The organism is Gracilibacillus pellucidus (assembly GCF_033949965.1).
In the GTDB taxonomy this organism is placed as follows: Bacteria; Bacillota; Bacilli; order Bacillales; family Amphibacillaceae; genus Gracilibacillus; species Gracilibacillus pellucidus.
In genome coordinates, this window is record NZ_JAWZSR010000007.1 from 17932 (window position 1) to 39009 (window position 21078).

Genomic DNA, 21078 nt, shown 5'->3' on the forward strand with positions numbered 1-21078 from the left:
CTTTTCTTTCCTATTCTTGATAAGAGGAAGAGATCAAAAAGTCAGCTATCATTATCCAAAAGAAAAGATGATAATTGGTTAAATATATGGTAAACTATCCTCTAGTTTGTACTTATACTAAGGGGTCTATAAAATGGTTGGTATACAAAAAATAAAGGAGCTGTCTAAGCAATGGACAGCGATCCATCATATAGTTATTTATTATTTAATAGCGGTAGTAATTGCGACGATTATTGTTAGTTTACCTTTTCTCCATCGACCGGGTGTGGAATTATCGTTTATTGATGCGATGTTTACAGCAGTTACTTCGATAAGTGTAACAGGTTTGACTGTTGTTTCTATTCCAGATGTGTTTAATCCAGCTGGTCAGTTAGCTATCGCTGTCATTTTACACCTAGGTGGTATCGGGATCATGGCGATGGGTACGTTCATTTGGGTTATACTCGGTAAGAAAATCGGTATTCGTAACCGAAAGATGATCATGGTAGAACAAAACAGTAAAACTTTTTCTGGTCTTGTTAAATTAATGTTAGAGATTTTTAAATTAATCTTACTAATTGAATTGATTGGAGCAGCTATTTTATCGATCCATTTTCTCAATTATTACGATTCTTTTTGGGAGGCAGTGCTTCATGGGGTTTTTGCATCTGTCAGCGCCACGACAAATGGTGGGCTTGATATTACTGGTGCATCATTAATTCCTTTTGCTGAAGACTATTTTGTCCAATTTATCAATATGATTTTAATCGTATTAGGAGCAATTGGTTTTCCAGTTTTAGTGGAAGTAAAAGAAGTGCTAAGAGGAAGACATCAAGCATTAAATGATCGTCATAAATTTTCGTTGTTTACGAAAATTACATCTGTTACGTTCTTTTGGCTTGTTATACTCGGTGCAATATTCATTTTCCTATTAGAAAGAGATGCTTTTTTTGCGGATAAATCATGGCATGAAACATTTTTCTATAGCTTATTCCAGTCTGTGACAAGTCGGAGTGGTGGTTTGTCTACGATGGAAGTGTCTGAGTTTTCAGCAGGTACACTATTTTTAATTAGTGCGCTCATGTTTATCGGGGCGTCACCAAGTAGTGTGGGAGGCGGGATTCGAACGACAACTTTTGCTATCATGCTACTGACGATTTGGAATTATGCAAAAGGGAACTCAAGTGTGAAAGTATTTGGACGAGAAATTCACCAAGAAGATATGTTGAGATCCTTTATTGTCATCACAACAGCATTAATGCTTTGTGTCGGATCGATTATCGTGTTAAACAAAACAGAGTCGTTTAGCTTAATGGAAATTATTTTTGAAGTATCATCGGCCTTCGGAACAACGGGACTATCAATGGGAATCACTCCTGATTTATCGGTTTTTGGTAAATGTTTAATTATGTGTCTCATGTTTATTGGTCGAATTGGTTTGTTTACATTCCTATTCATTGTTCGTGGTGACGATACAAAAGATCGTTTCCACTATCCAACAGAACGAGTTATTATCGGATAACCTCAAGGCTATGTGCCTGAGGTTTTTCTTTATGAACGCTCATAATTGTTGATTAGCAAAATTACGGGCTCATGGACATAACAGGTAGAAAGGCAAAAGTTATGTCCATGAGAAGCAGCCTCATGGACACAACACAGAAAAAAGTGAAAGTTATGTCCATGAGAAGCAGCCTCATGGACACAACACAGAAAAAAGTGAAAGTTATGTCCATGAGAAGCAGTCTCGTGGACATAACACGGAAAAAAGTGAAAGTTATGTCCATGAGAAGCAGTCTCGTGGACATAACACGGAAAAAAGTGGAAGTTATGTCTATGAGAAGCAGTCTCATAGACACAACGCGGTCACTTAAAGAGCCCAATGAACAAAAAATTCACCACCACATATCTACGCTCACCATCGCAATGTCTATAGTCTCTCTATATTGCCAGAAAAAAGACAACTTTTTCATCTATTGTGTAAATGAATCAGTGTGCGTATGGCGATAATATATAGTATAGTTATAGATAGAATGAGTTCTCGCGGAAAAGTAGTGAGTGGAACGGAGGTTAAAGTGATGGAGTATCGTAAAGAAATAGCACAAATTCTAGCAAATATAGAAAAAGTGATCATAGGAAAAGAACGAGAAGTAACACTTAGTTTAGTAGCGTTGTTAGCAGACGGGCACGTATTATTGGAGGATGTACCAGGTGTAGGTAAAACAATGTTAGTACGTACGCTTGCTAAATCATTAGATTGTGATTTCAAAAGAATTCAGTTTACACCTGATCTATTACCATCAGACGTAACAGGTGTGTCGATATATAATCCAAAAGACATGGTATTTGAATTCCGTAGTGGTCCGATTTTTGGTGATATCGTACTAGCTGATGAGATTAATAGAACATCACCGAAAACACAGTCTGCTTTATTAGAAGCAATGGAAGAGGTTAGCGTTACAGTAGATGGGGAAACGAAATCATTAAATAAACCATTTTTCGTTATGGCAACACAAAACCCTGTTGATTATGAAGGAACGTATCCATTACCAGAAGCACAGCTTGATCGATTTTTGATGAAGTTGAACATGGGTTATCCAAATGAAGAAGATGAAGTGGAAATGTTGAATCGAACAGATCGTGACCATCCGATAGATGAAATAAAAGCTGTTATGAATAAACAAGATTTACTTACTATGCAAAAGGAAGTAGAAAAGGTTTATGTGGATGCCATGGTGAAACGTTATATTGTGCAATTAGTAGCAGAAACGCGTGAAAATACCTATGTACAGCTTGGTGTAAGTCCTCGTGGTTCAATTGCGCTGCTGAAAGCGGCCAAAGCCTATGCTTATATGGAAAATCGTGATTATGTCATTCCTGATGATGTTGCGTATTTAGCGCCCTATGTGTTAGCACACCGAATTATTTTACGACCAGAAGCAAGGTATGAAGGTGTTACACAAGCTAGCTTGACCCGTCAACTATTAGAAGAAATCGATGTTCCTGTTCGAAAGGAATTACATAGATGAGGAATGCCACACGAATTGTAGTAAAAGAGTTAAAAATACTTCTTTTACAAGCTATTTTGTTTGTATTTGCGATGTTTCAAGGTGGATTTGTTAGCTGGTTTTTATTTTACAGTATGCTGCCGATTGTCATTTATATGATGATTATTCCCGTTTACCCGCTCCGTAATTGGCAAATAGAGCGTGATCTATCTGCTCGTTATTTACAAGCAGGTAGCAGTGTAGAAGTACGAATTACGATCAAAAGGACATTTCGTTTTCCGATATTTTGTTTAGTGATTGAGGAAGAATTTCCAGATGTGTTGCGCTATCAAGATATGGGAAAGAAAAAATTTCAATATCTAGCGAAAGGATTATCTTATGCGAAAAATCGCACCGTCAAAAAAGTATTATACCCAGGCTTTCGTAAAGAATTTACTCTCACATATCAGTTAGATCATTTGCCACGTGGAAAGCACCAACTATCTGATTTGAAGTTACGATTAGAGGATCCGTTCGGCTTTGTGGCAGGAGAGCATCATGTTCGTTGTGCACAAGAGTTTTATGTTTTCCCGGTGATGCAGGAGTTGAAATGGAAACAACAGACCATCAGTTTGGAAGATGGTACGAACGCTTCCGTTATCCATGATGAAAGAGTGACGAATGTGGTATCTAGTGTTCGTGAATATGTACCAGGAGACCGTTTCTCGTGGATTGACTGGAAGACATCAGCACGCAAAAATACGATGATGACGAAGGAATTTGAACAAGAAAAATATGCCAACATAGTAGTCATTTTACAAATGGAGGAGCAAGTAGAGCAGAAGCAGCTAATATTTGAAGCAGCGATTGAATGGACAGCTTCCCTTATCCATTCCCTTCGAAAAAAAGACCAGTCTATATCTTTCTATACGCTGGGAGGAACAGAAGTAATTTTCTCCCATCAACAGCTACAATTCCAATTTCCCGCAGTAAGAAACTATTTAGCGACGATTGAACAAGAACAAGGGGCATCCTTGAAAGAGCGAATGGCTAAGCCGATAAATGAATTATCAAGAGGTAGTATGCTTTTGTTCGTTATCTATGACTTGGATAAAGAATTAGTAGATCGATTAGTAGATTGGCAGAAACGAGAGTATACACTGACTGTTTGTTATATTATTCCGGAAAAACAGTTAGATAGTGTGCAACAGAAATATATTCAAACGCTTCGCCTGCAACATGTTCAGGTGCAAGTAATTACTGAACAAGTGTTACTAGAGGAGCAGTGGGAGGTGCGCGTATCTCCATGAAAAAGTTAGATAGGATGTTTTCTTTTATTCTCTTAATAGCAGGATTTATGTTGTTTTGGGAATGGTTACGCCCGTTAGAGCAGATTACTGATACAGGTAACAATTATTTGTTCGTTATCTATACAGCAATCTGTTTTGCCACTTCATTCTTTGTGAAAAATAAGTGGGCAAAGTTTGCGGTTAAATTTATCGCGATGTTATTTATTATCGATTATCTATTTTTTGATGTCCCTTTATTTTCACCTAGTTGGATACAAATGTTATGGGTGGAGATGAAATATAATATCATGATGATTTGGGATAATCATTTTAGTTTGATGACAGCCTTTTTCCGTAGTTTTCTGTTTTTATTATTGCTATGGCTGATGAGTTACTTATTACATTATTGGTTTACGGTAGCGCAAAAATTCTTTGCGTTTATCGTATTAACGTTTGTTTATTTAGCAGTTCTTGATACGTTTACAAGCTATGATGCTCAAATTGCAATGATCAGGACTTTTGTTGTGTCGTTTATTTTGCTTGGTATGAACCGCTATGTAAAAGTTATGAAAACTGTCGAGACAGAACCTCGAAAAAAACATGTAGCCGGCTGGATGGCGATAGTAGTTGGGATTGTCGGATTTGCAGTAGTGCTCGGTATTATTTCACCAAAATCAGAACCGAAATGGCCAGATCCAGTGCCATTTATTCAAAGTACTGCAAACCATCCTAGTTTTCAAAATGGTGGCGTGCAAAAGGTTGGTTACGGTGAAGATGACACGCAACTAGGTGGCTCCTTTGTACAAGATGATTCACCAGTATTTGAAGCAATGGCTCATGACAATGTTTATTGGCGCATCGAATCGAAGGATTTTTATACCGGTAAGGGCTGGGAGCGTTCGGCAGATATAAACTTTACCGAAATAGAAAACGGACGATTAGCTTGGCAGACGTTTGACCATGAACAAGTCGAGAGTGAGAGATATGCTGCCTCTGTGCGAACCGTATCGACTATTCCATTACCAAAAGCCGTTTACCCATATGGTACAACGACGATTGAAGCATTAGGTGATGAAGTTTTTTATACGGACAGTGCATCTGGTCAAATAGAACCTGAATTATCAGAGCAAAGCAGTCAATTATCTTATTCGATTGAATATGCTGCACCTTCGTTTGAGATTAGTGAGTTAAGAGTTAACTCAGAAAATGATCCTGAGCCTATTAAAGAACAATATTTGCAATTGCCAAATAGTTTACCGGATCGAGTAGGAGAGCTTGCCGCAGATATCGTACAAGATCTTGATAATCGTTTTGATAAAGCACAAGCAATCGAAAGCTATTTTTCGACAAATGGATTTAGCTATCAAACACAAGATGTCGCAGTTCCAGTTGGTGGAGATGACTATGTCGATCAGTTTCTGTTTGAAACACAAGTAGGATATTGTGATAACTTTTCTACTTCAATGGTTGTGATGCTCCGTACATTGGATATTCCAGCTCGGTGGGTGAAAGGATTTACTGGTGGTACTGTAACAGATGCGGATTATCCACTTCCAGATAATTATAATTTATATGAAGTAACGAATAACAACGCCCACTCATGGGTAGAAGTATATTTCCCTGAGACTGGTTGGGTACCATTTGAGCCGACAAAAGGTTTCTCCAACCCGACTGATATGTATTTAGATGTTAGTGGTGAAATAGACCGAACCGAACCTCCAGAGGTTGAGGAAGAACAACCAGAGGAAGTAGAAGATGATGTAACAGAGGAAGAACGAGAAGATGACACTAACCTGGAGGAAGACGACAACGAGTCAGCTAGTGTGGACAATGAACGCATGAGTACAGGATGGAAATACTTCTGGACGATAATAGTGATTTTATTAGTTGCTATTATAGCTATCGTTGTTTATTTGAAACGTGATGATTGGCGAGACTGGTATATTCAGAAGAAATGGCAGCGGATCTTTGCGAAGTTAGAATTTGAATCTTCTTATATGTATTTACTTGTAATATTAGAAAAACAAGGAATACATCGTGTGAAAGGTCAAACATTACGCCAATACGCGCTAGAGGTTGATCAACACTTGGGTACAACGGAAATGTCTGAAATTACCCATGCATATGAAGAATATTTGTATCGTAATCAAGCTTCATTATTAAAGGATGACAAGCGATTACAAAGCCAATTTGAGCAATTAACCGAGCGAATATTTGCTTGACCAGTTACCTAACGATTGATAGAATAGATGAAAATATTTGTTATACTCATAAGTGATGATATAAATACATTTTGTACATCACAATACCTTCATATATGTTTGAGAATAGGGCTCAAACGTTTCTACCAGAACACCGTAAATGTTCGGACTATGAAGGCGGAGGTCATGTCGTGATTTCTGCCTTTCTTATCATATGAAGAAAGGCAGATTTTTCTTTATCACGGTGTAAACGTCCGTAAAATCCCCACTTCAATGTTCGAGTGAAAACAAAGAAGCTAAGTGAGGATAAACGGCCGCTAACGCCCTGATAAGTTTCGCTAACAATCAGTAGGAGTCAAAAACTCCCACTGATTGAAGTCTCACTTTATGATCAATCATTTAGGTAAAACTTAGGCATCTGCTCGAAAAAGGACGAATGCTGGGTTTTTCTAATGCGGAAAATAGGTTATAGTAAAGGAAAGCAGGGACTTGGTTTTCCTTGATGATAGGGAAGGAAATAGAAGGAGTGGACAACTTGGAAGTAAACAATGAAATGATTTTAGTATTAGATTTTGGTAGTCAATATAATCAATTGATTACACGTCGTATTCGTGAATTTGGTGTCTATAGTGAGTTACACTCTCACCGTCTAACAATTGAGGACATTAAAGAGATGAATCCGAAGGGGATTATTCTTTCTGGTGGTCCGCATAGTGTATATGATGAAAATAGCTTCCGTTGTGATGAGCGTATTTTCGATTTAGATATTCCAGTTCTAGGTATTTGCTATGGTATGCAATTAATGACACACCATTTTGATGGAAAAGTAGAACGTGCGAATGAACGTGAATATGGTAAAGCGGAAATTAATGTGAAGGATGGAGCACTTTTATTTGAAGGAACTCCACAGGATCAAGTTGTTTGGATGAGTCATAGTGACAAGATCATTGAAGCACCACAAGGCTTTAATATCGATGCGACAAGTTCTTCTACACCAGTAGCAGCAATGAGTAATAAAGAAAAAGATTTATATGGTGTACAATTCCACCCAGAAGTACGTAATACAGAGTATGGTAATGATCTATTAAAATCATTTGTATTCCAGGCATGTAATTGTACAGGCGATTGGACAATGGCTAACTTTATCGATATGGAAGTAGAAAAAATTAGAGAACAAGTTGGCGATCGTAATGTACTATGTGCATTAAGTGGGGGAGTAGACTCTTCTGTTGTAGCGGCATTGATTCATAAAGCTATTGGCGAACAGTTAACATGTATTTTCGTTGATCATGGTTTATTACGTAAAGATGAAGGTGAAACCGTCATGCGTACATTCCGTGACCAGTTCCACATGAATATTATTAAGGTAGACGCAGCAGACCGCTTCCTATCTAAACTAGAAGGTGTAGCTGATCCAGAACAAAAACGTAAAATCATCGGTAATGAATTTATCTATGTATTTGATGATGAAGCAGCTAAGTTAGAAAACATGGACTTCTTAGCTCAAGGAACACTTTATACAGATATTGTAGAAAGTGGTACCGAAACAGCTCAAACAATCAAATCACACCATAATGTTGGTGGATTACCAGAAGATATGGAATTTGAATTGATTGAACCGTTAAACACATTATTCAAAGATGAAGTACGAGCGTTAGGTACAGAACTTGGAGTACCAGATGAAATTGTATGGCGTCAACCATTCCCAGGACCTGGCCTTGGTATTCGCGTGCTTGGTGAAATCACACCAGAAAAGGTAGAAATTGTTCGTGAATCAGACGCGATCTTACGCGAAGAAATTAAAAAAGCTGGATTAGATCGCGACATCTGGCAATATTTCACTGTCTTACCTGACATCCGTAGTGTAGGTGTTATGGGGGATGCACGTACGTATGATTACGCAATTGGTATTCGTGCAGTAACGTCTATCGATGGAATGACATCAGACTGGGCAAGAATCCCATGGGATGTATTAGAGAAAATATCTGTACGCTTGGTTAATGAAGTAGATCATATTAACCGCGTGCTGTATGATGTGACGAGTAAGCCACCTGCTACGATTGAGTGGGAATAAAGCGACAACTTAATTTGCAGTGGGAATGCTGTTAAAAATAAAAAAATTCCCTGCCAAAAAATTGGCAGGGAATTTTTTTATTTTATCGGATTTTGGTAGAGAATGATTTTTTACCCTAAAAAAGAAGATGAAAAAAACTTGTATGGAGCAACAACTAAGTTAAGTAAATCAAATAAGCAAGTGGTGGTTCTTCGTGCATTTAGTGAATTAATTTTCAAAGAAAATGTAGTTGTTTTTTCAATTACGATTAACTGGAAAAGAGTGATATATTATCGAGCGAAATTACAATTGCACATCCCTATATTTTAGTTAGCACAATTCTTGTACCAGAATCATTGCTCTCTATTACAATGTGGAGATTTAACAGCTTTGGGACTTCATTAATAATATTTAATCCTTTTTGATTGGATTGCAGAAGTTGTTTTTTTAGATTGAAACCTACACCATCATCGGTTATAATCAACTGATCTTGTTCATCATTTTTAACACTTTCTATCGTTAGATGACTAGCCTTAGAGTGATATAAAACATTTTGCAAAATATTATCAAATAGTCTTTCAAACCATACTCTATCTAACTCCCAAATAATATTAGGTTCTATGTTGCTTGAGCAATTTATTTTCTTGTGACTTAAAGCGTTTTTCCATTTTCTAGTAATGGAATGTATACAGTCATTTAAATTAATCGGTGACATATGAGTAATGATAGAGTCAGAATTTAGATAATTCTTATGATATATTCGTTCACTTAGCGTCGATATTATATCCGTATTTTTATTAATTTCTTCTATTGCCTCATCTACATTTTGTTGCGTTTTTAGGTAGAATAAATTAATTTTTATGATAGACAATGGTGTTTTTATATCATGTGAAAGTTGGTCTAGGTATCTTTTTATCATTTCTTCTGATTCGCTGTACTTATCTTGATTGTATTTTAATCTATCAATTAATATATTTACTGATTCACCCAAATGCTTTAGTTCGCTATTTTTTAACATCTTAGGATCCACTGGTTCTGGATATTTTTGGTCTTTTGCAATATCCCTTATAAGGTGAGAAAGAAGCCTTATTTCAGATGAAATATTTACAATAGCTTTTGATAGGAAGAAAACGTACAATAAAATCATAATAAAGAAAAGAGAAAAAATATATATATAATTTTCGTATGCTACAAAGGGAGTATTCGTTCCATTGATATAATTGTGTATTAAATGGACTCCCAATACGATATAATTCGAAACGATAAAAGCAACTGGAAAGAACAAGACAGTGATTAGCGTGAAAAAGTATATCTTTTTTTTCAATACCATCATTCCTTTACGTTGGATAATTTGTATCCATAACCATAAATAGTTTGAATTAACTTGCCTTCCATATCTACTTTATTCCTCAAACTATTTATATACACATTTAAGGAATTTGCTTGACTACTACGACGTTCTATTCCCCATACATGATTTATGATTTGTTCCCTTGATAAACTAACATTTATGTTATCGTACAAGTAAAAGAATATCTTATTTTCGGTTTCACTTAAAGGTATTCTCGTTCCTGTTACACTATCTGAAATTAAGTGTGCTCGTTTATCAATTATTATATCATCTAAATAGACAAGTTCCCCATACCTGTCTTTCAACAGGTTTTTAAGTCTTGCAATAAGCTCCAAAGGTTCAAAAGGTTTAGGTATAAAATCATCACCCAATTCTAATCCTTTAATTTTATCATCAAGTTGGCTATGTGCTGTGAGAAAGACGACAGGTTTATTAGGATAAACCGTTTTTATTCGTTTACAGACCTCATAACCACTATCAAACGGTATTTCAATATCTAACAAAAAAATATCTATGTTTTCAAAATCCGAATAATTAAATCGATTATCTGTTTTAACAGTTACCTTATTAAAATAATCACTTAAAAATAGGTTTAAAAACTTCGATATATCTGGGTCATCTTCGAGTACAAAGATGTTTAACCGTTTAAGTATATCTTCTATAGCCAAACTTAATCTCTCCTTTACAATCTCTTTTTATTAATCAATCTCAAATTTATTATTAACATAATAGCATTTATTAGTACAAACAGACCTATGCCAATAATAGTTGGAGACATATCTCCTTCATAATAATATCCATTATCAATGATTAATAATCCGAGTCTATATCCATATGCTGTAGGAATGAAATAAGAAAAAGGTGCTGCCATTAGAATCATGGACAATAAAGAAACGCCTATCCCAATGGATATACTTGCTACTATATTCTTGGTTAACTGGATAATGACAGCAAACACTAAAGTTATGGTCGTAATCACTATTACATTTAGGATAATATAAGAGGAAATTAAGCGAAGAATATACTCGATATTCCCGTCTACTACAAAATAGAAAACAGACAAAATTACTAATTGCATTATACAGATAGCTAACATAATGATGGTAGATATTAATAATTTTGAAAAAAGTAATTTAGAACGCGGAATATTATATGTTATCCAATCTAAATACATTTTGTTCTTAAATTCCATATAAAAAGTAAAGGAGATTAAGACGCTAGAAATAATCGGTAACATCATAAAATACTGATTGTAATAAGTAAAGTAAAAACCACTATCCAAACTCATGTCTCTATTATTCACAACAAAATTGGCGAAATTCATTAATAAGGGAATCAAGCTAAGTATGACAATGACCAGGATTACCTTTTCACTCTTCATTTTAATCCACTCATTTTTTATCAACTTAAACATAGCTTTTCACCTCAATCAAATCTGTAGACATTAATCTAATATATAAGTTTTCCAAAGTTAGTTTTTCTACATCACTATATACAAAATCATTCGTAGTTTTTAACTTGTTGAAATTGATTTCGCTCAGGATGAAGTATAAATTATCTTTACTATCTTTCAATAAGGTAATATCTTGTTTTATTATGGTGTTTTCAGGTATTTGTTGTACACTACCCAACATATAGATGTCTTCCTTGTTATCAATTTCTAAGATTTTTTTCCCGTTTCTCATAAATAGGAAAGTGTCCGTAACTAAAGAAACTTCATTTAAATTATGACTAGAGATGACTATGGTTCTTTGGTTGTCTTTTAGGTCTTGTTCGATGAGATTTCGCATATCTTTCATGCCCATAGGGTCTAACCCATTGGTAGGCTCATCTAACAGTAATAGATTTGGATTTCCCATTAACGCTTTTGCTACACCTAATCGCTGTTTCATTCCCATAGATAATTCTTTAAACTTTTTATGTTTAGCGTCAGGTAAGCCGACTACTTCTAATAAATGATTTACGATTGAATCATTGCACTCCATATCAGCATATGAAGCATGTAATTTTAGATTTTCTACACATGTTAAGTTAGGATAAAAGGAAGGATACTCAATTAACTTGCCAATTATTACATTAGCATCACCTTTGAAGACCTCTCCCTTGTATTCTATTATATCTAATAAAGCTTTAAATAACGTGGTTTTCCCTGCTCCATTCGGGCCTAAAAGACCATAAACTTTACCTCCTTTTAATTCCATATTTATATCATTTAGAATGTTATGTCCTTCTACTTCAAAACTAACATTTTTTAAAGTAATCATTATTTTCCCCCCTAAACGTTGTAGATAATTAAAAATGAAATCACACTAAAGATATAAACAACAAATAACACAATGGATGGTTTAAAATTACTTCCCTTAAAACCGTTCTTAACAATTTCTACTATGAATAATGAAACGGATAGCAGAAATGATACAATTGCCAGCATTATAAACACTTTATCCATGCTTTTTCCCCCTTGATTTATATTGTTGTATACACTTTAATACACGATTATTAAAAAAATATTAATTTTTTAGATATACAATTATAAAGAAAGTCAACAAGGTATTAAATAAAGTTAAAATGACTGTAATTAATCCGCACAAACTAGTTAATAACCATACGAGACTTTATCGTAATGTGCTTATATTTAGTTGGATGTTGGCATACCTATCAATGAATAATAACTAATGATACCGTGCAAAATCTTTGTCCTTTTATATTCCTTTTAATAAACAACCTCTATATAATGTATTGTTCCTATTAGAACAGAAATAGGTATAAAAAAATGTGCTATGTTGTTATACAATTCCTGCTATATGCTTTATACAACAAAATGACTGCCGGGCGGTAATAAAAAAAACGTTGTCTGGGCAGTTCGGTTGTCGTGCTTTAAAAATATAATTTCTTTTTTATACAGGAATTTACGGATAAGATATTAAGCTTAATTTTTAAGGAAATGGCGGCTTCTAGGAGGTAGTCGTCATGCAATATGCTGTTAGACAACAATATTTCATTTTTGAAACCTTATCAAAAAGGGTTATCTATTTATATGGGGTAAAAATGCTCATAATTCTGATTCTATACAGTTCAAAGATTTTAAGGTATAAAAATGGAGCGCCTCTCTGAATTATGTATAATGATAAGTAGTGATACAAATTAAATACTGACAAGCTACCTGTGTCCATTATATGACATACCATTTATCATTTAAATAAAGGAGGAAACTAATGAACAATAACCAGAAACCAATAGTTATTGAATTTCCGTTAAGAGGCGAATGGAATGCTCCGACTACTCCTGCAAAGCGAGTTCCTAGTCATGGAACAAATAGAATGGGGTTGCGATATGCCTTTGATTTTTTACAACTGAATTGGGGCAATCCTCAAAAGCCGTCGTATAATGTGAGTTTCTTGCACTATTTATTTTTAGGTGTTCCTTTGAAGAAATGCTATTGCTGGGGAGAGGGTATCTATGCTCCATGTGATGGGGAAGTTGTATTCGTGGAAGATGGAAATCGGGAAAGAAAAATTGCTCACTGGCTTGTCGATTCATTAATTGGCATAAAAAATGCGCTTTTCTTTAACGAAAAGAAGCACGATTTTAAAAAGATTGCAGGTAACTATGTGATTCTTAAATGTTCAAATGATGTATACATGGCATTTGTACATTTGCAGACAAACTCTGTCAACGTTTGTTTACATGATAAATTAAAAAAAGGAACGCATATAGGAAATGTTGGACATTCTGGAAATTCGACTTTTCCTCATTTACATTTTCAACTTATGGATAGTAGTGATATTGCAAACGCTCAAGGTATTCCTTGTTTATTTGAAGAATACGAAATATATCAAAACGGAGATTGGAAAACAGTATACAATCAAATTCCCTCTGCTACTGATAGAATACGGTTTATAAAGTAAAATGATTTAAAAGGTTCCCTACCAATAAACATTTTGGTAGGGAACCTTTTCTATGGAGAACTTAGTTATACTATAATAAATATCTAAGAATTGATTTCCGCGTTAGAACGTTTATTTCCCTGATAAATGAAATAAAGAGCAATAATCATAAATATTAATGCAACAAGACGCTTCCAATCTAGATCTACTACTAAACTATTGAACCAACCAAAGTGATCAATAACCATACTGATTGCAAGTTGTCCACTGATAGCGGCAATATTCGTTGCTACTACCCCTATTCTTGGGACAGCTATAACTGTGAGAAGTAAGTACATCGTGCCTAAAAATGCTGCGCTTAACTGCCATTTTGGTGCCGATAGTACCCCAAGTATGTTACCTTGACCGAAAAATATAATAATAATTGTAAGGAATATAAAACCAGTTAACATGGTTAAAAAAGTCGTTTCAATTGTTCCAGCTTTTCGACTAAACGTTCCATTGACGGATGATTGTGCGCTTAATGTAACACCAGCTAATAAGGTAAATAGAATCATTAATATACTCATTATTAGACCTCCTAGTACATAAATATAAGTGCAATTATCATGGAAATAACCGCAAATACTTTTTCTTTATTAATTTTAGTTTGCTTCATACCAAGCCAACCAAAATGTTCAATAACCATACTCATAATTAATTGACCAATAATTACTGAGACCATGGTTATACCAACACCAACAAAAGGAACACTGATAACGATAGCTGTTAAATACACAACTCCTAATGCTCCACCAAGAAGTGACCATTTAGGTGCTTCAAACGTATAGGAGAGTTTTCCTTTCCCGAAAAACAACATTAATATACCCAATATGAGGGTACCCATAAAGAAATTATAAAAACTAGTCTCCAATTCTCCGATTGATTCTCCGAGTTGACCGTATATTGCACTTTCAAAGCTGAGTGCCGCCCCTGCTAACACTGCTAAAATATATGCTAAGTAACGCATTATATAATAACCTCCTAAATTAATATATTAGAATATCTAGAATTACCGATATAATAGAACAAAAAAAGGGAAACCTACAATTAACTTAGATTTCCGTTTTAAAATATTCAGCTAACCAAGAAAAAGTTTCTTCGTTTCGCCGATAATAAGTCCATTGACCATAACGAACAGATTCTAAGAGACCAGCATTTTGCATCATATTTAGGTATTGGGAAACCGTAGATTGAGAAGCTTGTGCTTTTTCCTGAATATCTCCTACACATACCCCTCCTTTAACACTTACTCCCTTTGGTAGATGAGCACCTTGTTTAGGGAAATGCTTCTCTGGTTCCTTTAACCATTTCAAAATGTTAAGTCGAGTTTCGTTTGATAAAGCCTTAAATACATTAATCGGTTCCATGGGTCTTATTATATCGAGAATTTACGATATGTCAAACTTGATGTACTTTAAACTGATATAGATTCAAGAATCTTCCGCTTCAAATTATTTATAAGGGTGTTAAGTAGTGAATAGCTCAAATAGCCCTTACCTTATATGTTTAATTAATACTATCATTCTATCAATCATTTTTTTGGCGTAAGTTCTATTATCTGGTAGAAGGTTCACTCCACTCCTTTTCGCGATTTCTTCCACAACGGAGTCAATACTTTTATTATCTGTTATTATTTTTTCTTCTGTAATTTCTGTATTGAAGATTTCAATACAGGGGTCAATTTGAGATTTTGCCCAAGTTTCCCCTCGTTCAAGCCGTTTATTCAAACGTTTTAATAAGGTGCTTTTATCGGCGTATAAGATATAGTGCTTTAAAGAAATACCTTCATCTATAAGTCTTTGAATGATTTCTTCATAGTATTGGGGATTAAATATGGTCATTGGTACAATAATGGTATGGTCATATGTGTTTGAAATGTACTTTAACATTTCATAATTAAAGATTCTCCATTGTTCATGATCTTGAAAATTTGCTTCATGTAATTCTTTTGGTATGTTTTCGCGGATGAAATAACCTATATTCTCCGGGTCATAAACAAAAGAATTGGGTAATCTTCGTTTCAATTCAAATGCGCTAGTCGTTTTACCTGAACCAAATGCTCCGTTTAGCCAAATAATCATTCATATATCTCCTTTGTTCTACTGTATTTATTTAAGAATAGAGTTATGCTGCCAAGATTAATCTGATAAGTTAATGACTTTGGCAGGCAGTGTGGTGACCAAACATTGGGAAACTTATTAAAATTATATCACTAATGACATAATGATGAAGTATTACTTAAAGGACCTTGTTTCCACATTTTTATCCCCCTTCAATTTTTATAAGGAAAAAACCGATAATCTTCTTCCGTTATAGTATCAAGAATACAACATTTCCATTATCCTGAAATGGTTAATAAAATCATAATGGAGCTATGTAAATTATTGGACGCATAAAATGTAGAATGTTGGTGTTCGTCTAAAAGTTAAACAAGGTAAAATGGAAGAAATTCAAATATAGCGGTAAATTTTTTACAGCAGTGTTCAAAGCACGAAAAAAATATACAACAAAGAATTTAAATTACAAGCAGTCCGCATGATGATGGAGGATGGCAAGAAGAGAATCGTGGTAGGAACAAGAAATATTCTGCCTATTCATTTGGTCTATTTTCTTAACATAATATCATTATCATTCGCTTTTTTAGAAAATAAAAAGTTAAAAGTGCAACGATTTCATGTTAGATTTCGAATATAAAGGTAGCGAAATCGAAGGGAGTAGAAAAGTGTTAACTGACAAGCGTTTAATCCATTACATATTAAAAAAAGGATCGAATCAAGCCGCGGATGAATTGATTCGACGTTATTACGATGACCTGTATTTTTATCTTTATCGCCAAGTGGGTAATGGAAATGACGCTCTTGATTTAACTCAGGAAGTATTTATCGCTGCTCTAAAGGGACTAAGTTCTTATGATAAACGCAAATCTTCGTTTCGAACGTGGCTCTTTCGTATTGGAACCTATAAAGTCATTGATGCTCGACGTAAGGCGAAGATGACTTGGTCAGAGTTGAAGGAGGTAGAATCGATAGAAGAAAAGGATTTTGATGAAAGCTTATATCAGAAAGAACTATTAGAGGCGATTAATCAATATGTTGCAAGTTTTCGTCCAGAAATTCAGGAAATTTTTCGGTTGCGAGTCTATGGAGAGTTATCATTTCCAGAGATTGCTTCATTGCTTGAGCAAAAAGAAGAGCGAATCAAAGCTCAATACTATCGGTTGATTAAAAAAATTAGAGAGGAGTTTCGTGACCATGAATAGAGTCAGAAAGAATAGCCCTTTGACACAGAATGAAAAAGAAAATAGTATTACTTTCATTTTAAAAGAAGTTGATCTTCAACCAGCAACGTTTAGATCGTTTCTTCGTTCTTATTTTCAAGAGGTTGGCTTCCGTTATCTTTTTTGGGGAATGGGCGATATTTTATTTATAATTGGTCTTTTATTGATAGGAACAGGGATAATGTATTTTTCTGATTTTCATTATTCACTTGAGAATGATTATAGCAACAAAGTTTATTTTACTGTTTTTATGGCCTCACCTCTTTGCTATGCACTCTTGTATTTTATTGGTATTTGGAAAGAAAAGTTGTTAGGAACCTTCGAACTAAAAATGACTCTACGCGTTTCTTTAAAGGAACTGCTCATTTTACGCATGTTGGCGTTTAGCGGGATTTCTTTGCTTGTTTCTGTAGGGACTAATATCTTTATTTGGCAATTACTTGGTCAGGAACTTTCGTTGATGAGATTGTTCAGTCTATCGTTTACTTCCTTGTTTTTATTTGCGAATATTCAACTACTTTTAGAATATAAAATACCAATTCATTACAGCTATTGGGTCACGCCAATGATATGGGGTGTTGTTGGAGTTCTTTTAATTTGGCAACAAGAAAAGATTGCTCAGCTTCTGTTCTATCTGCCACTTTCGGTTGTCTCAGGGATAGTTCTTGGTTTACTCTTTTTATTTATGTATTTATTGCGTCATAACTACTTTATGCAAAAGGAAGGAACGATTACTTATGCTAATGCTTAACAATGTTAGTAAGAAATTTCAATCCAGCCCCGTTTTGGAAGACATTTCTTTAACCTTTGAAAATGGAGTTTACGGATTATTGTCTCCAAATGGTGCTGGTAAAACGACATTATTAAAATTGATTACCACTCTTTTATTCCCTACTTCTGGTGAAATATTGTGGAATGGACAAGCAATCAAAGAGTTGGGAGCAGATTATCGTGGTATATTGGGTTACTTACCTCAAAGTTTTGGTTATTATGGCAATTATTCGCCTACAAGGTTTTTAAAATATATAGCAGCATTACAAAAAATGAATAAGAGAGAAGCGGAAAAAAAGATTGATGAACTTTTAGAACTTGTTGCACTTTCTGAGGTGAAAAACAAGAAAATGAAACGTTTTTCAGGAGGGATGATTCAACGAGTAGGAATTGCTCAAGCGATGTTAAATAATCCGAAGTTACTGATTTTGGATGAACCAACAACAGGCCTAGATCCGAAAGAACGCGTCCGTTTTCGAAATTTGATTCACCGTCTTGCTCAAGACAGGATTGTTATATTATCCACTCATATTGTTTCAGATGTGGAGACCATTGCTAAACAAATCATTATGATTAAAAATCGACACCTTTACTGTTGCGAAACCCCTTCTCAAATTACGCAGTCCGTACAAGGGAAAATTTTTGAAGTCCCTGCTGGCTATGCATTAACTCCCGAGCAATTGCTATTAAGTGAGAGAGAAAGCCATGAAGGACATTTGTTAAGAATTGCTAGCCCAGTAGCCCCAAAGGAAGGTGTGGAAGTACGCCCGAATTTAGAAGACGCTTTTTTGTATATTTATCGAGATGAGGTGGGTGCAGTTGCTGCGAATCATTCCATTTGAAATTCGTAAGCTATTGGAACAACCCGTAATTCTCTTGTTTTTTATTGCCAGTTTATTGTTAAACACCATCTTTATTGCTACAGCAGGGGTGGATCAATCTTATGTAAATTATATTCAGCAAACAGAAGCAAAAACAGGAACTTTGATTAGCTCTGAATTTCAAGAAACTCTTTCTAATCAACCTGCTAGTAAGAAACAACAACGTTTATTAACTGAAACTGCTGACCAGGAGAATATTTTTCAAGATTATTCTACAGAAGCATTGGGTCAAGAGATGATTGATTTTTTTCAAATAGATGGTTCAGTTACTGAAAAAATGAAAAAAAAGTATGAAAAATTAACTCCTGTTGTCCATGAATTAGCGGAAGAACAAGCAGCGTTGGAAATAGGTAGAGCAGAAGAAACAATGAATATTTTCACCTTTATAAAAGATCGATTATTTCATGTGGTTTTAGGAGAAAGTTTAATTTTTGCTTTATTGCTGGGCTTGTATGGAAGTACTTTTGAGAGATTAACCAAAACAGAGGTTCTAATGGTGACTTCAAAAACAGGACGTAATACACAAGGGAGTAAATATATAGCGAGTTTCATTCTCACACTTCTATTTTATGGAATGATGATTATGTTGACGTTTGGCATTTTTAATTATGTGCACCCTATTGGGACTTTGTGGCAAACGAGTATGTCAACACAATTTCACACAAATTTTTATTTCCCTCATTTCCTGGAAACTTACTCATTGGAAATTCCCTTTATCACTTGGCAGCCAATGACATTGTTAAACTATATGGTTCTGTCGATTGGATTAGGTGGGTTATTAATCAGCTTTTGTCATGGATTTAATTTTCTTGTTGGTCTATGGACAGAGCATTTCTTTCGAGGATTTATTATATTTGTTGTGCTGTATGTTGGCTTTTTAGGACTGGTACACATCATTAATCAATTCAGTTGGTGGAATATACATGCTTTATTGATGTGGCACCCTATTTCACTATGGAACAAACAAAGCTATTGGTTTACAGAAATGGGACCTTATGCCGTTATTCCATGGCAAGAATCCATTGCAATGGTCATTAACCTATTTTTGTTAGGTGTTGGTGGTATTCTAACAAGTAAATTTTATGCAACCAAGGAGGTAAAATAACGTGTTTCCTGTGGAGTTTAAAAAATTAATTCAACCGATTTTACTTCTTGTCGCACTCTTGATAACGATTGTGTTCTCTATTCAAGATTTGAGTTTTATCGATAAACATTGGCCAAATGGTCGGATGGTTCCTATTTATGATTATGCTTCTGATTGGCAAAATCGCTTTGGACAAACGCTTGAAGAAGAAGAAATAGCAGAAATTGAAGCGGAGTATTTTAACCTTCTTGATCAAGCAGACAAGATGATCTCAGAAAACGCTATCGCAAAACAACTTCAAATTGCCAATTATGAGGAGTTTGAATCGTGGCATGAAGAAAACGTCTCCGGTGGGAGAATCAATGAGATGAGTGATGAAGAGGAAGAGATTATTGAACAAGGGGATGCTATTGAACAAGACCTAATAGATGATTCAGGTGATTCAATAGTGGATCAAATCTATGTCTTACAAAACTTATATCATTCGATCAAACAATTTGAATCACCAGACACTTTTTTTAATAATGAAGGCTTTACGGAAAAGGAAAGAGTAAGACTTTCAGAAACCCTATTTTTAAAAGATAGTGAAGGCTGGCGAAACATTTTGCCCACCGAATTATCTACGATATTTACTGATCATTTTGAAAAGATTCATAGGCTCCTTATCATTCTGTTGTCTTTATTAATTCCTTCTGTTTTTGTTAGAGATCGCTTGGTAGGATTACAAAATATTCAATGGAGCAGTCGGCGTGGACGGAATATTCTTTGGACACAATTTGCTAGTGGTATGATTGCCAGTTTTCTAGTGATTACTTGTGTTGTGGTTTTCTTTGGAGGTTTTTTGTATTTCACTGATTTCAAACAATATTTTTCAAATGGTTTAAATTCATTTTTTATAGAGGAACCTTTACAGGTATCTTTTTATCAATGGACATTTGGTCAGTGGATAGTGAGGGTGGGATTACTGACATCTTTGATTGGTATGGCCTATAGCGGCATTCTCTTTTTTCTCTCTCAAACAAGTAAACATTATTTGTCCTTACTCATGAAGGTGATTCCAGTTGGCTTTGTTTTTATGTTCATTGCTGGTCGATTGCTTATCAATGCGTTTTACCTAAATAATGCATTGTATCAATGGACAAAAATTCCAATGATTGAATTATATGCGGGAATTCTTCTGTTGGTTATCAGTATCAGTTTACCGATCATTTTTTGTATTCGTCAGCAAGATAAAGATTTATTGGATTGATTTAGAATCATGGACTTAAAGATAATACCT

The 21078-nt window shown here is 34.8% G+C and carries 19 protein-coding genes and 1 riboswitch; of the genes, 11 read left to right on the plus strand and 8 right to left on the minus strand.

Features of this window, described 5'->3' with window-relative positions; all coding sequences use genetic code 11:
* The first annotated feature begins 133 nt into the window (after nucleotides 1-133).
* The 5 genes from SH601_RS12250 to guaA all read left to right on the plus strand — a co-directional run bounded on the left by SH601_RS12250 (nucleotide 134) and on the right by guaA (nucleotide 8527).
* Entirely contained in the window at nucleotides 134-1501 is a 1368-nt protein-coding gene (locus SH601_RS12250) for a TrkH family potassium uptake protein (RefSeq protein ID WP_319958606.1), read from the plus strand.
* A gap of 553 nt (nucleotides 1502-2054) precedes the next feature.
* Nucleotides 2055-3005: an AAA family ATPase gene (locus SH601_RS12255; protein WP_319958607.1), complete on the plus strand. Its 951-nt coding sequence runs from the start codon at nucleotides 2055-2057 to the stop codon at nucleotides 3003-3005.
* On the plus strand, nucleotides 3002-4273 hold the full coding sequence (locus SH601_RS12260) for a DUF58 domain-containing protein (RefSeq protein ID WP_319958608.1): 1272 nt from the start codon (nucleotides 3002-3004) through the stop codon (nucleotides 4271-4273). The genes SH601_RS12255 and SH601_RS12260 overlap by 4 nt, the downstream gene beginning before the upstream one ends.
* Nucleotides 4270-6474: a DUF4129 domain-containing transglutaminase family protein gene (locus tag SH601_RS12265; protein WP_319958609.1), complete on the plus strand. Its 2205-nt coding sequence runs from the start codon at nucleotides 4270-4272 to the stop codon at nucleotides 6472-6474. Before SH601_RS12260 ends, SH601_RS12265 begins: the two co-directional genes overlap by 4 nt.
* A 69-nt stretch (nucleotides 6475-6543) precedes the next feature.
* Nucleotides 6544-6645: riboswitch (purine riboswitch) on the plus strand.
* Nucleotides 6646-6955: 310 nt separating this feature from the next.
* On the plus strand, nucleotides 6956-8527 hold the full coding sequence (gene guaA, locus SH601_RS12270) for a glutamine-hydrolyzing GMP synthase (RefSeq protein ID WP_319958767.1): 1572 nt from the start codon (nucleotides 6956-6958) through the stop codon (nucleotides 8525-8527).
* Between the two features lie 298 nt (nucleotides 8528-8825).
* Here the strand turns inward: guaA and SH601_RS12275 are convergent, their stop codons facing one another.
* The 4 genes from SH601_RS12275 to SH601_RS12290 are packed head-to-tail and all read right to left on the minus strand — an operon-like array spanning nucleotide 8826 to nucleotide 12121.
* A complete protein-coding gene (locus SH601_RS12275; RefSeq protein WP_319958610.1) occupies nucleotides 8826-9830 on the minus strand; it encodes a sensor histidine kinase in 1005 nt (334 codons plus the stop codon).
* 5 nt (nucleotides 9831-9835) lie between these two features.
* Nucleotides 9836-10525 carry a response regulator transcription factor gene (locus tag SH601_RS12280; RefSeq protein WP_319958611.1) on the minus strand — a complete coding sequence of 230 codons (690 nt, stop codon included), beginning with the start codon at nucleotides 10523-10525 and terminating at the stop codon, nucleotides 9836-9838.
* A 14-nt stretch (nucleotides 10526-10539) separates the two neighbouring features.
* On the minus strand, nucleotides 10540-11271 hold the full coding sequence (locus SH601_RS12285) for an ABC transporter permease (protein WP_319958612.1): 732 nt from the start codon (nucleotides 11269-11271) through the stop codon (nucleotides 10540-10542).
* Nucleotides 11264-12121: an ATP-binding cassette domain-containing protein gene (locus tag SH601_RS12290; RefSeq protein ID WP_319958613.1), complete on the minus strand. Its 858-nt coding sequence runs from the start codon at nucleotides 12119-12121 to the stop codon at nucleotides 11264-11266. Before SH601_RS12290 ends, SH601_RS12285 begins: the two co-directional genes overlap by 8 nt.
* A gap of 951 nt (nucleotides 12122-13072) precedes the next feature.
* Between SH601_RS12290 and SH601_RS12295 the strand changes: the two genes are divergently transcribed.
* Nucleotides 13073-13765, plus strand: coding sequence for a M23 family metallopeptidase (locus SH601_RS12295; RefSeq protein WP_319958614.1), 693 nt, complete (start codon nucleotides 13073-13075; stop codon nucleotides 13763-13765).
* An 83-nt stretch (nucleotides 13766-13848) separates the two neighbouring features.
* Here the strand turns inward: SH601_RS12295 and SH601_RS12300 are convergent, their stop codons facing one another.
* The 4 genes from SH601_RS12300 to SH601_RS12315 all read right to left on the minus strand — a co-directional run bounded on the left by SH601_RS12300 (nucleotide 13849) and on the right by SH601_RS12315 (nucleotide 15867).
* Nucleotides 13849-14313 carry a DMT family transporter gene (locus SH601_RS12300; RefSeq protein WP_319958615.1) on the minus strand — a complete coding sequence of 155 codons (465 nt, stop codon included), beginning with the start codon at nucleotides 14311-14313 and terminating at the stop codon, nucleotides 13849-13851.
* A gap of 11 nt (nucleotides 14314-14324) precedes the next feature.
* Complete coding sequence (locus SH601_RS12305; protein ID WP_319958616.1) at nucleotides 14325-14753, minus strand: DMT family transporter; 429 nt, start codon at nucleotides 14751-14753, stop codon at nucleotides 14325-14327.
* An 85-nt stretch (nucleotides 14754-14838) separates the two neighbouring features.
* Complete coding sequence (locus SH601_RS12310) at nucleotides 14839-15153, minus strand: ArsR/SmtB family transcription factor (protein ID WP_319958617.1); 315 nt, start codon at nucleotides 15151-15153, stop codon at nucleotides 14839-14841.
* A 126-nt stretch (nucleotides 15154-15279) separates the two neighbouring features.
* The gene (locus SH601_RS12315; protein ID WP_319958618.1) at nucleotides 15280-15867 is read right to left on the minus strand and encodes an AAA family ATPase; all 588 of its coding nucleotides are present in this window, start codon (nucleotides 15865-15867) and stop codon (nucleotides 15280-15282) included.
* A 593-nt stretch (nucleotides 15868-16460) separates the two neighbouring features.
* Here SH601_RS12315 and SH601_RS12320 point away from each other — a divergent pair.
* Genes SH601_RS12320 through SH601_RS12340 form a run of 5 tightly spaced genes read left to right on the plus strand, consistent with a single transcriptional unit; the run spans nucleotide 16461 to nucleotide 21048 of the window.
* Nucleotides 16461-17045, plus strand: coding sequence for an RNA polymerase sigma factor (locus SH601_RS12320; RefSeq protein ID WP_319958619.1), 585 nt, complete (start codon nucleotides 16461-16463; stop codon nucleotides 17043-17045).
* Nucleotides 17038-17814, plus strand: a complete 777-nt coding sequence (locus SH601_RS12325) for a hypothetical protein (protein ID WP_319958620.1) — start codon at nucleotides 17038-17040, stop codon at nucleotides 17812-17814. Before SH601_RS12320 ends, SH601_RS12325 begins: the two co-directional genes overlap by 8 nt.
* Nucleotides 17801-18676, plus strand: a complete 876-nt coding sequence (locus tag SH601_RS12330; protein WP_319958621.1) for an ATP-binding cassette domain-containing protein — start codon at nucleotides 17801-17803, stop codon at nucleotides 18674-18676. Before SH601_RS12325 ends, SH601_RS12330 begins: the two co-directional genes overlap by 14 nt.
* Complete coding sequence (locus SH601_RS12335) at nucleotides 18654-19820, plus strand: hypothetical protein (protein WP_319958622.1); 1167 nt, start codon at nucleotides 18654-18656, stop codon at nucleotides 19818-19820. Before SH601_RS12330 ends, SH601_RS12335 begins: the two co-directional genes overlap by 23 nt.
* Before the next feature lies 1 nt (nucleotide 19821).
* Nucleotides 19822-21048: a hypothetical protein gene (locus tag SH601_RS12340; RefSeq protein WP_319958623.1), complete on the plus strand. Its 1227-nt coding sequence runs from the start codon at nucleotides 19822-19824 to the stop codon at nucleotides 21046-21048.
* Nucleotides 21049-21078: the final 30 nt, after the last annotated feature.